This window comes from Paenibacillus sp. CCS19 (genome assembly GCF_033239625.1).
GTDB lineage: Bacteria > Bacillota > Bacilli > Paenibacillales > Paenibacillaceae > Paenibacillus_T.
On sequence record NZ_BTCK01000059.1, the window covers coordinates 1 to 13,108 of the forward strand.

At 52.1% G+C, this 13,108-nt stretch carries 7 protein-coding genes; 6 read left to right on the top strand and 1 reads right to left on the bottom strand.

Annotated features, from left to right (window positions below):
• Positions 1-1,028: 1,028 nt before the first annotated feature.
• The gene (locus tag SBI19_RS26530; RefSeq protein ID WP_317972541.1) at positions 1,029-1,724 is read right to left on the bottom strand and encodes a DNA-binding response regulator; all 696 of its coding nucleotides are present in this window, start codon (positions 1,722-1,724) and stop codon (positions 1,029-1,031) included.
• Positions 1,725-3,250: 1,526 nt separating this feature from the next.
• On the opposite strand from SBI19_RS26530, the gene mutS reads away from it, so the two are divergent.
• The 6 genes from mutS to SBI19_RS26560 all read left to right on the top strand — a co-directional run bounded on the left by mutS (position 3,251) and on the right by SBI19_RS26560 (position 13,076).
• Positions 3,251-5,992 (top strand): DNA mismatch repair protein MutS, encoded by a 2,742-nt coding sequence (gene mutS / locus SBI19_RS26535; protein ID WP_317972542.1) that lies wholly within the window; start codon positions 3,251-3,253, stop codon positions 5,990-5,992.
• Positions 5,993-6,020: 28 nt separating this feature from the next.
• Complete coding sequence (gene mutL / locus SBI19_RS26540; RefSeq protein WP_317972543.1) at positions 6,021-8,252, top strand: DNA mismatch repair endonuclease MutL; 2,232 nt, start codon at positions 6,021-6,023, stop codon at positions 8,250-8,252.
• Positions 8,249-9,043, top strand: coding sequence for a class I SAM-dependent methyltransferase (locus SBI19_RS26545; RefSeq protein ID WP_317972544.1), 795 nt, complete (start codon positions 8,249-8,251; stop codon positions 9,041-9,043). The genes mutL and SBI19_RS26545 overlap by 4 nt, the downstream gene beginning before the upstream one ends.
• Entirely contained in the window at positions 9,027-10,067 is a 1,041-nt protein-coding gene (gene miaA, locus SBI19_RS26550; protein ID WP_317972545.1) for a tRNA (adenosine(37)-N6)-dimethylallyltransferase MiaA, read from the top strand. The genes SBI19_RS26545 and miaA overlap by 17 nt, the downstream gene beginning before the upstream one ends.
• Positions 10,060-10,299 (top strand): RNA chaperone Hfq, encoded by a 240-nt coding sequence (gene hfq / locus SBI19_RS26555; protein WP_110044891.1) that lies wholly within the window; start codon positions 10,060-10,062, stop codon positions 10,297-10,299. The genes miaA and hfq overlap by 8 nt, the downstream gene beginning before the upstream one ends.
• A gap of 164 nt (positions 10,300-10,463) precedes the next feature.
• A complete protein-coding gene (locus tag SBI19_RS26560; RefSeq protein WP_317972546.1) occupies positions 10,464-13,076 on the top strand; it encodes a transglycosylase domain-containing protein in 2,613 nt (870 codons plus the stop codon).
• Positions 13,077-13,108 lie beyond the last annotated feature (32 nt).

Consider the following 13,108-nt stretch of genomic DNA (forward strand, 5'->3'; position numbering starts at 1 on the left):
GTCGCAGAGTCAAACTCATGGCGATAGAACGGATTTATGCGTGGTAACCCCACACCGAATCGCTCTTTATTGAGCGAATTCTTCGAATAGATGTGGTAATGCCCCGCTAACCGCCGTCACAGTGTCGAATTCACGGCGTTGGAAGAGATCTAAGAGTGGTAACCCCACACGTAATCGCTCTACACCGAGCGTTTTCGTCAGATAGGTGTGGTATTACCCCACTAACCGTGGTCGCAGAGTCAAACTCATGGCGATAGAACGGATTTATGCGTGGTAACCCCACACGTAATCGCTCTACACCGAGCGTTTTCGTGAGTTAGGTGTGGTATTACCCCGCTAACAAGTGGTCGCAGAGTCAATCTCATGGCGATAGAACGGATTTATGCGTGGTAACCCCACAACTAATCGCTCCATTCAGAGCGTTTTCGTGAGATAGGTGTGGCATTACCCCACTAACAGTGGTCGCAGAGTCAAACTCATGGCGATAGAACGGATTTAAGCGTGGTAACCCCACACGTAATCGCTCTACACCGAGCGAATCAGTCGAATAGGTGTAGCATTACCGCACTAACATTGGTCGCAGAGTCAAACTCATGGCGATAGAACGGATTTATGCGTGGTAACCCCACACTGATTCGCTCTACACCGAGCGAATCAGTCGAATAGGTGTAGCATTACCGCACTAACATTGGTCGCAGAGTCAAACTCATGGTGATAGAACGGATTTAAGCTTGGTAACCCTACACGTAATCGCTCTACACCGAGCGAATCCGTCGAATAGGTGCGGTAAATCCCCGCTTACCGTGGTTTCAGAGTCGAACTCACGACGATGGAACGGATCCAAGCGTGGTAACCTCACACCTAATCGTTCTTTACTGAGCGAATTCGTCAAATAGAGGTGGTAATGCCCCGCTAACCGCCGTCGCAGTGTCGAATTCACGGCGTTGGAAGGGGTCTAAGAGCGGTAACCCCACACGTAATCGCTCTACACCAAGCGTTTTCGTCAGATAGGTGGGGTAAATCCTTATTTATAAGTTGAACATCCGATTAGCTCTTGTGCTAATGACATATGTATGAATTCGGCGCCCTGGTGAAACGGCAGTTAACATACCTTTCTGATGAAGTGAGCGGAGCCAACCGCTCGCACTATCTCGTCTAATACCGAACTCAATAGCAATAGTGGAAGCGCGAATAGGCATATTGCAATAGCGGGCATAAGCGATAATTTGGTGTTCTCGTTTCGTCAATATTTCATCCTCTATGTGTCTACCATACCATTGCCCCAGCATACTTCGTACCAAACGTCTGCATCTCTCGGGGCGCTGTTCAATGTCATATACGGAGAAACGAATCAACTTCCAGCCATCGAGAATGAGATGATTTTGCCGCATCAAGTTTTCACCGAATTGGTGACGGTCAATGTTTTTCAAATGAGGACCAAAGCCATCTATTTCGATGGCGATTCGGAAGGGCGCGCGTATATAAGCAAGATCAATGAACCGTTCCTTGTCACTATCGTCCAAGAAGATATGCTCGGGCGTCAGGTGCTCGAATGAACCGACGACAGGCCACCATATCTGATATAGAAATAACTTTTCGCCATAGCCATGACCATTCAGCAATCTGCGCAAAGACTCTCCGGTACGACCATGACGATGGCTTTCTAACCATTTCTCATATTCCATCTCACAAATTTTGTCTGCTTCTGACTCGGTATACAACATTGTTACGCCCCCTCCATAGACAACAAAAAGCGCCAGGCCAAGGGATCATCGAAATGATTCCTCGTCCAGGCGCATGCTTTGCGTCACTGATTCTATTGATTAGTAACATTATAAAATGTTTGAAACACAATTGTACAGCTTAGTTTGCGCTATTAAGCGAGCAGCCAAGTGAAATATCGATATCTGTATAAAATACCTGACGAAATTCCAGCAACTCAGCTTTAGACTAAGTGTGGCACAAACCCGCTTATTCGCCCGCGCCTAAGTCCGCACTTTCACCCTAGATTGGCCAACGCACCTTCATTAAGAGTAGTAACCCTACACTTAAACATTCTGAAACCGCCATCCGCTCGAAATAAGAGTGGTAATGCCACCTCAATAACACAGTACGACCGGATACTGTTTGAAATACGTAAATCCCCGTGAACTCTGCCCTAGAATAAGTGTGGCAATAACCCCGCTTATTCGCCCGTGAACCATCGGATGTATGCAATAAGTGTGCCATGTCCCCGCCTAAGTCCGCACTTTCACCCCAGTTTGGCCAATCCACCTTCATTAAGAGTAGTAACCCCACACTTAAATATTCTCAAACCGCCATCCGCTCGAAATAAGAGTGGTAATGCCACGTCTAACTCATTAACACAGTACTATCGGATACCGTTTGAAGTACGTAAATCCTCGCGAACTCTGCCCTAGAATAAGTGTGGCAATAACCAGCTTATTCGCCCGCGAACCTTCGTATATACGCAATAAGTGTGCCATATCCCCGCCTAAGTCCGCACTTTCACCCTAGATTGGCCAACTCACCTTAATTAAGAGTAGTAACCCCACACTTAAACATTCTCAAACCGCCATTCGCTCGAAATAAGAGCGGTAATGCCACGTCTAACTCAATAACACAGTACGACCGGATACCGTTTGAAATACGTAAATCCCTCGAACTCTGCCCTAGAATAAGTGGCAATAACCAGCTTATTCGCCCGCGAACCTTCGTATATACGAAATAAGTGTGCCATATCCCCGCCTAAGTCCGCACTTTCACCCCAAATTGGCCAATCCACCTTAATTGTGAGTAGTAACCCTACACTTAAACATTCTCAAACCGCCATTCGCTCGAAATAAGAGTGGTAATGCCACCTCAGTAACACAGTACGACCGGATACCGTTTGAAATACGTAAATCCCGCGAACTCAGCCCTAGAATAAATGGAGCCAAACCCCGCTTATTCGCCCGCGAAACATCGGATGTATGCAATAAGTGTGTCATATCCCCGCCTAAGTCCGCACTTTCACCCCAGTTTGGCCAATCCACCTTAATTAAGAGTAGTAACCCCACACTTAAATATTCTCAAACCGCCATCCGCTCGAAATAAGAGCGGTAATGCCACGTCTAACGCCATACCGACTGATCCCATCTGCAATAAGCCGATGAATTCCCACATAGCGAAGCTCTTCCGTTTCGTAGTAGGTTTCGTGCTATAATGAAGGATAGTGTTCATATCCAACTACTCGTACGGAGGGGCATTCATGACACCAACTTATACCCCCATGATGATGCAATATCTCGCCATCAAGGAGCAGGCGAAGGATGCGTTCCTACTGTTCCGTCTTGGCGATTTCTATGAAATGTTCTTCGAAGACGCAATTCTCGCTTCCCGCGAGCTCGAAATAACGCTGACAGGCCGGGAAGCCGGCGGTCCGGAGCGGATACCGATGTGCGGCGTTCCGTATCACTCAGCAGAGAACTACATTGCCCGTTTGATCGAAAAAGGCTACAAGGTCGCCATCTGCGAGCAAGTCGAGGATCCATCCGCAGCCAAAGGCGTCGTCCGACGCGAAATCGTTCGCGTCGTCACGCCAGGCACCGTGATGGAGTCCAAGTCGCTCGCGGACAAAGCGAACAACTTCATCGTCGGCACAGCCTCCGTCGAAGGACGGATCGGCTTCGCTGCATGCGACTTGTCGACAGGAGAGCTCTATGTAACCTCGTTCGCAGCGGCAGGCGGACTCGAAGCGCTGCTCGATGAGATCAACGTCTATCATCCCGCCGAGATCGTCGGAGATGAAGCGCTGCTGGAGCGGCTCAAACCATACCAGACAACCTGGGCGCGCCCGGTTGTTCTCACGCCTCGCGAACCGATGCCGCAGGCTGGCGTCGCCGAGCAGTTCGGCGATCAATCGCTGCAAGGACTTAACGCTGAGCGCCTGAGAACCATCGCAACGCTGACCGGCTATCTGGCTGACACGCAGAAGCGGTCGTTCGGCCATGTACGCACGATTCGTCCCTATGAGCCGAATCAATATATGATTCTTGATCCTTTCACACGTCGGAATCTCGAGCTGACCGAGACGGTACGCGACCGCAGCAAGAAGGGGACGCTGCTCTGGCTGCTCGATCGGACGATGACGTCGATGGGCGCTCGTCTGCTTCGCCGCTGGGTGGACAAGCCGCTGCTTAGTGTCGCTGCGATCGAAGAGCGGTTATCTGCGGTAGCAGCTCTGCATCGTGACCTGATCATCCGCGACGATATGCGCCGCGAGCTGTCCGAGATTTATGACCTGGAGCGTCTCGTCGGCCGCGTAGCCTTCGGAAGCGCGAATGGCCGGGATCTGAACGCGCTGAAGTCTTCGCTTCGCCGCGTGCCTGCTCTAGCTGAACTATGCGCGAACTCAGGCGACGCAACGCTTCACGCACTGTTCGCTGATATCGATAACTGCGCTGACTTAGCAGATACAATCGAAACGGTTGTCGTTGACGATCCACCTGTTTCCGTGCGCGAAGGCGGACTCATTCGTGCCGGTTATGACGAATACTTAGATAAGCTGCGTGAAGCGAGTACGGACGGCAAGCGATGGCTGGCTGAGCTCGAACGGTCCGAACGTGAAGCGACCGGCATCAAATCGCTCAAGATCGGCTATAACAAAGTGTTCGGCTACTACCTCGAAATTTCCAAAGCCAACCTAGCGGGCCTGCCAGAAGGCCGCTACGAGCGGAAACAAACGCTGGCGAATGCAGAACGTTTCGTCACCCCTGAGCTCAAAGAGAAGGAACGTCTCATTCTGGAAGCGGAAGAGAAGATGGTCGACCTCGAATATGAGCGGTTCGCCGAGCTGCGCGAGCATCTCTCAGGACAGCTTCATCGTCTGCAAAAGCTTGCCGAGCGCATTGCAGCGCTCGACGCGTTCCAATCGCTCGCTACCGTAAGCGCCGAGCGCCGTTTCGTTCGTCCGACGGTAACGGATGGCTATGACCTCATCGTCGACGATGGCCGTCATCCGGTCGTCGAAGCGCTCATGGACGGCGTGCCGTTCATTACGAACGGCACGAAGCTTGCGAAGGAGAGCCAATCGATGCTGCTCATTACAGGCCCGAACATGGCCGGCAAGAGCACGTACATGCGTCAAGTCGCGCTGTTATGCGTTATGGCGCAGATTGGCTGTTTTGTACCCGCGAAATCAGCAACTCTTCCGCTCGTCGATCGGATCTTTACTCGAATCGGCGCAGCAGACGATCTCGCAGGCGGGCAGAGTACGTTCATGGTTGAGATGAAAGACATTCAAGTCATGACGGATAAAGCAACGGAGAGAAGTCTTGTCATCATAGACGAGCTTGGCCGAGGCACTTCAACGAACGAAGGCATGGCGATCGCGCAGGCGGTTATCGAATACGTGCACGACAAGATCAAATGCAAAGCGCTAGTCTCCACGCATTTCCACGAGCTTGCGCATCTTGAAGAATCGCTGCCGCTCCTATCGAATGCGTGCATGGCCGTTCGTGAGGACGGAGAAGACGTTACGTTCCTGCGGAAGCTTGTACCCGGCGCGGCAAGCTCCAGCTACGGCATCTACTGTGCGCAATTAGCGGGACTGCCGGAGACGATCATTGGACGCGCTTATGCGCTGCTGGATGAGGAGGACGCTCCGGTTATTAAGAAGCCGGTTCCTCGGGCGGTTCCGCCTGTAGACCACGTGGCGGATCGACAAGCAGGTTACGATGCGATCCAGATCTCGCAGTCGGCTGTTGCTGCAGCCCAGGTCGTTGAATCAGAGCCAATTAGCCAGCCGGGCGAAGTCGTACAGCTATCGATTTTCGGCGAGTCACCTGCAGATAGCGCCACTAATAACGCACACGAGCAGGCTAAGAAGAAGCTGTCGCCGAAGGCAGAGCTTGTTGCCGATAAGCTTAAGAAGCTGGATGTGCTTAACATGTCGCCTATGCAGGCGTTGCAATGGCTCAACGAGATGAAGATGAAGTTGACGGACTTATAGATACTAGGCAGGAGAGAGGAGTGCAGCAATGGCGTCCATACGTGTACTGGATGAACAGCTGGCGAACCAGATCGCGGCTGGCGAAGTTGTAGAGCGGCCGGCGTCGGTCGTGAAGGAGCTTGTAGAGAATGCAGTGGATGCAGGTGCGACTACCATCGACCTGACAATAGAAGAAGGCGGATTGAATCTGATTCGCGTCATCGATAACGGCTCGGGCATTCAATCCGACGAAGTCGAGACGGCGTTCCAGCGGCATGCGACCAGCAAGCTGCTATCGAGCGCGGATCTGTTCCGAATCGCCAGTCTCGGCTTTCGCGGCGAAGCGCTGCCGAGTATCGCGGCTGTAGCCCGCGTCGAGTGCATCTCCTCGCCAACGGCCGACGGGCTAGGCTATCGATTGGTCATCGAAGGCGGAACGATCAAACACCAAGGTCCCGTCAACTCGCAGCAGGGCACTGAAATGTCTGTGCGCGACCTGTTTTACAATACGCCTGCGCGTTTAAAGTATATGAAGTCGATTCAGACGGAGCTTGGTCACATAAGCGATTATATGAATCGAATCGCTCTGGCTCATCCCGGCATTGCGTTCACGCTCCGTCACAATGGCAACGAACTGCTGCGGACACCTGGCACGGGCGACCGCCTTCAAGTTATCGCGGCTGTCTATGGAACGAGCGCAGCGAAAGCGATGCTGCCGATAACGGCGGAAACGCCGGATTATACGGTGAACGGCTACATTTCGAAGCCTGAGCTGACGCGTGCCAATCGGAACGCGATTACGATTGTCGTGAATGGCCGCTACATCCGCAGCTTCTTGGTTAATCAGGCACTGCTGCAAGGCTATCACACGCTGCTGCCAATCAATCGTTATCCGCTTGTTGCACTTGAAATTGGCATGCATCCCTCGCTGCTCGACGTCAACGTCCATCCTTCGAAGATGGAAGTTAGATTCAGCAAGGAGCCGGAACTAAGAGCGTTAATTGAGCAAGCCGTACGCAAGGTGCTTGGCCGCGACCGTTACATACCGGAGCCTGCAGCGGATAAAGACGAACGCTCCAAACCGGTCTATGTGCAGGAGCGAATCGCTTTTCATCGACCTGAACCGGGATTCCCGGGTGCGGCTTCTTCCAGTCAGTCGAACAAAGCAGACGGCGGGATTTTCACAGGAAAATCGCTCTCATCACAGCCGAATGTTCCGTCTGCTCGTACTGCCGGATTCGGTGGCAGTTCGATTGGTTCGTTCACTCCATCGAGCCCGTCACAAGCAGGTCAACGAATGGGCGGCTCTTCACCAAGTCGGCCTTCAGAAGGATGGAGAAGCAGTTCGTCCATCTTCCCTGAACGGCGTGAACAAGTGCCGCATGACGCAACGGAGAGGTTGTATGCGCCAGGGGCGAAGGCAAGCGATTCGGTTCGAGAATCCGCTGCAATCGACGATGCGGATTTCTACGAGCCTGCGCCAAGTGAGTCTGCTGCTAATGACTCGTCTTCTGTAGATGGGGCGTCCATCTCAAACGAAGATTCCGCTGCTGATCTCGTGTCGAGCATCCAGCAAGCAGCCGCAGCCAGTACAGTACAGCAGCAAGATAGCACGTTGACAACGAATGAGTATGTGGCACCTAGCAGTGAGGCTGTATCTAGCGCGCCATTGGAGCGGGATCCAGACACACCGCCTTTTCCTGAGCTGTCCTGGATTGGCCAGCTGCATGGTACTTACCTGATCGCTCAGAGCGAGGATGGCTTGTATATGATCGACCAGCATGCAGCGCATGAACGGATCAACTATGAGTACTATGTTGAGAAATTCGGTCGACCGCAGCAAGCCTCACAGCCGCTGCTCATACCCATAACACTCGAATTAACAGCTGGCGATGCCATTCAGCTGCAAGATAAGCTGGAGCTGCTGCGCGAGGTTGGACTTGAGCTGGAACCGTTCGGGGCGAAGACGTTTCTCGTCCGCTCGCATCCGGAATGGCTGCCAGTTGGCGATGAGCAGTCTATCATAGAAGAAATGATTGAATGGGTTCTGCAGGAGAAGCGCAACGTCGATATTCAGAAGCTTCGCGAGAAGTCGGCTATTATGTGCTCTTGCAAAGCGTCAATCAAAGCGAATCAACGGTTGACCCGTGAGGAGAGTGAAGTGCTTCTTGCAAGACTAGGCGCTTGCCGCCAGCCATACACTTGTCCGCATGGTCGTCCGATCGTTGTGCATATTTCGACCTATCAATTGGAAAAAATGTTCAAACGGGTGATGTCATGATTGTTACAACAGCTGTGAAGCCTTCTGAACAGACAATGGCGAAGGCGAAGGCGCTCGCCGAGGAGCTGTCGGGACGTTTTCAGCTGCGTCGCGGGCAGACGCTGAGCCAGTTGATGACGGCAGGCTCAGATGATCAATTGCTCGTCGTGCTCGACAATGAAGTACGTTACTATAGAGGCTCCACATCAGAGCAGCCGCTTTATTATCATCCGAGTATGGCATTCGTTCGAGTGAAGCGTCTGCTGCGCGGGGACCATGATCCGCTGATCGATCTATCCGGCTGCCAGCCAGGGGACAGCGTCATCGACTGCACAGCAGGACTCGCGGCCGACTCGCTTGTATTCTCGATTGCTGTTGGCGCCGAAGGCTCCGTGACTGCACTCGAGAGCGAGCCAGTGCTGCATGCCGTCGTTCGCGAGGGGCTTCACAACTACAAATCCGGTTTAGCGGAAGCCGATGAAGCGATGCGCCGCATAACGCTTAAGCGTTCGAATCATACGGACTACTTGGCAAGCTTGCCGGACAACAGCGTCGACATCGTCTATTTCGATCCGATGTTCGAGGAAGCTATTGAAGAATCAAGCGCAATCGGGCCGCTCCGCAGCCTTGCCAATCACGGCAGATTATCCGAATCGGCTGTACAAGAAGCCGTTCGCGTTGCGCGCAAATGCGTCATGTTGAAAGAACAGAAGGGCAGCAATGAGTTCGAGCGGCTCGGCTTTACCCGATGCAAGACGAAGAAAACATCGAAAATTACGTACGGAGTGATCGCAGTTGACCGAGCAACATGAAGCTCTTGCAAGTAACCATCCCAATCACGAGGAGCAAACCAAGCCCAAGCTGCTCGTGCTGATAGGACCGACAGCCGTCGGCAAGACACAGCTGAGCTTGGACATCGCGAGGGCTTACAATTGTGAGATCATTTCGGGCGACTCGATGCAAGTGTATCGCGGCATGGATATCGGAACGGCGAAGATCATGCCAGAGGAACGGCAGGGTATTGTTCATCACTTGATCGATATTCGCGAGCCGGAGGAGCCTTATTCCTCGGCCGATTTTCAAGAGGAGTGCCGCAGACTCATCGTCGACATTACGTCACGCGGCAAAATCCCGTTCATCGTTGGCGGTACTGGCCTCTATATTGAATCGGTCTGCTACGCTTATGAATTCGCTGAGAATGGTTCCGATCCGGATTTTCGTCTTGCGATGGAGCAGTTTGCTGACGAGCAAGGAGCGGAAGCGCTTCATGCGAAGCTTGTGGAGGTCGATCCGGCGTCTGCCGCAAGGCTTCATCCGAATGACAGACGGCGTATCATACGCGCTCTGGAGATTTACAGGCTGACTGGCGAGCGAATGTCTGAGCAGCTTGGCCGCCAGACGAAGACCTCGCCTTACGAGCTGTGCATCATCGGACTAGAGATGGATCGGCAGAAACTGTATAATCGGATTAATCAGCGGATCGATCTGATGATGGAGCAAGGGCTTGAGGAAGAGGCCAGACAGATCATTGCGAGGGGAATTCCGTCGGATGCCGTCTCGATGCAGGGGCTTGGCTACAAAGAGTTTGTGCCGTATCTTGCGGAACAATGCTCATTGGAAGAGGCAGTGGAGACGCTTAAGCGCGATACGAGAAGGTTCGCTAAGAGGCAGCTCTCTTGGTTCCGACACATGAAGGATATTGACTGGGTCGATGCCGAACTAAATTTATACAACAAAATGCAGGCAGTTCATGGTATAATAGCAGGAAAGTTCTCGCTCAGTCTTGAATATATTTCTAATCAATCTTTTTCGACGGGGGTAACGGCCAATGAATAAAACCATCAACATTCAAGATACGTTTCTAAACCAGCTGCGCAAGGACAGCATCCCGGTTACGGTATACCTGACCAACGGCTTCCAAATTCGCGGCGTTATTAAAGCATTCGATAACTTCACGATCATTATTGATAGCGAAGGCCGTCAACAGATGGTATATAAGCACGCGATTTCGACGTTTACCCCGCAGCGCAATGTTTCTCTCATGCAAGACCACTCGAACGATCATTAATCGGCTGTAGTGCCGATAGCAACTTTCAGCCGACCCGACGCGTTTAACTAAATAGCGGAATGATCTGCCGACAACCCGCTCATCCGAGTGGGTTGTTCTTTTCATTTGCGGGTAAAGATAGAGATAGAGACAATGTTTCACTGTATAGGAGGGAGTTCTTCCGTATGACGGATCAACCACGAACAAGACAGAAGGCACCAAGCAGGAGAGGCAAGAAGAAACGGCTGACGCCGAAGAAAGTCATTATTATTTTGTTCTTCACGGCTGCATTAGCTGCTGTATGCGGCATCATCGGCTACTTATTCATCATATTGAACGGGGAACGCATTCTCGCAGCGAATCAGGATAAGCTCATTCTGCCGGAAGCCTCGATTGTATACGACAAGGATAAGAACGAGATCGCTTCGCTGTACAAACCGAATGATGCGCGCGAGAATATCGATCTTGGTGAAGTTCCGGAGCTGCTGCGCAATGCATTCATTGCGACGGAGGATCAACGGTTCTACCAGCACTCGGGTATTGACTACTTCTCGCTTGGACGCGCGGTAGTGAAGGATATTGTCGCTCGAAGCAAGGTCGAAGGCGGCAGTACGATAACACAGCAGCTTGCGAAAAATATCTTCCTAACGGCAGATAAAACGTTCTTCCGTAAAGCGACGGAAGCATCCATTGCCATGGCGCTCGAGAACAACATGACGAAGGATGAAATTCTTGAGATGTACTTGAACCGGATTCCATTCGGTAAAGGTACGTCGGGCATTAAGCAAGCTTCCGAATATTACTTCGGCGTCGAGCCGAAGGACTTGAAGCTATGGCAGATGGCTACGTTAGCCGGCATACCGAAGGCTCCGACTCGTCTCAATCCAATCAATGATCCAGAGGCGTCGCAGGCGAGACGTCAGGTTGTGTTGAAACTGATGTATGACCAGGGGTATATTACCGAAGCGGAGAAGAATGAAGCAGGAGCAGTTGTATATGATGCATCTTCCATGATGGACGAGAAAGCTAACCCGCAGCTTTATCCTGCTTTCGTCGATTACGTCATCGAAGAGGCGGTTGAAGTCAGCGGCATTAGCGAAGAAGAGCTTCGTGTCGGCGGCTACAAAATCTATACGACGCTTAACCCGACGGCTCAGCAAGTCGTCGAGAAGGAATTCGCAGACGACGATAATTTCGAGAAAAGCGAAGACGATATTAAGGTTCAAGGCTCCATGATCATTATGGATCATCGCAATGGCGAGATCCAAGCGATCGCTGGCGGCCGCGATTATCAGAAGAAGACGTGGAACCGGGTGAACAAAGCTAGACAGCCGGGTTCATCGTTCAAGCCGATATCTTCATATGGCCCGGCGCTCGAGTCAGGTGAATTCACACCGAATTCTACCCTGCGAGACGATAAACAATGCTTCGGCGACTATTGTCCTTCCGATTCTAATAAGGTCAAATATATCGGCGCAGTTAGCATGAAGCAGGCGATTAAAGAATCTCGTAACTTACCTGCTGTGTGGCTGCTCAATGAGATTGGCGTAAGCAAAGGCGTTGAATTCGCCAAACGGTTGGGCTTTGAACTGACAAGCGATGATCGCAACCTTGCAATTGCGCTGGGTGGCTTGACGAAAGGCGTATCTCCGCTGCAGATGGCTACCGCATACAGCGTGTTCGCGAACGATGGCAAGAGCGTGGATGCACATACGGTATTACGTATCGACAATAGCAATGAGGACCCTGTGTACACGTATCGTGCACCGAAGGCGAAGCAGCTGATGAAGCAATCAACAGCTGAAGGTCTTACCGAAATCATGTCGGGCGTAACGGAACAAGGCGGTACAGGGGTTAATGCCCGTCTCGACCGTCCGGTAGCAGGCAAAACAGGTACGACTCAGCATGGCATTAAAGGCTTGCAATCAAGCGCAAACCGCGATGCTTGGTTCGTCGGTTATACGCCTGAATGGACAGCGGCCGTCTGGATGGGTTACGATAAGACGGACGAAAACCATTTGCTGCATAAGAGCAGCGGTCAAGCAGCGGCCATGTTCGGCAAGGTAATGTCGGAAGCCATGAAGAATATACCGCGTTCCAGCTTTAAGCAGACTACGCCTCAAGCGCCGGAGGAACCGACGGATAAAGCGCCTGCGCAAGTAACGGGACTGAAAGCGGAATATGATGCTGCTTCGAAATCCGTCAAATTAAGTTGGAATATGGTCGAAGGGGACGACTTGACCTACCGCGTTTATCGCAAAGAGTCGAGCGAGACAGAGTTTACGCGTATTCTCGATCTAGCGGCAAACGGCAATGTTGAAGATTTAAGCGCTGCTCCTGGCCTGTCCTACCAGTATTACGTTGCTGCATATAACCCAGCCGCCGATCTTGAAGGCACACCTTCCGCTGCTGTAGCATTGGAAGTGCCTCCGGAGGAGCTGGAGCCAACGGAACCGATAGAGCCGCCAATTGAGCCGCAGCTGCCTGGAGAAGGAACCGATAATTCAGGGAACGCCGGCAATGGCAATAACGGCAACGGCGAAGGCAATAACGGCAACGGTAATAACGGTAATAGCAATAACGGCGGCGGCAATGGTTCTACTAACGGCGGTACGAATCAGAATGGCACGCCGCCAGCGGATGGCTCCGGCAGTACGGGAACCGGTGGCAGTTCCAATCCTAGCACAGGAACAGGTGCAGGCGACGCGGGAGGGAGCCCATCAGAACCGACAACCAGTAATGGGTCTAATGGATCGACGGATCCGATCGTGCCCGATGTCGTAGTTCCGGCACCATAATGGCTGCATTGTAACGGTCCTTCGACAACGGT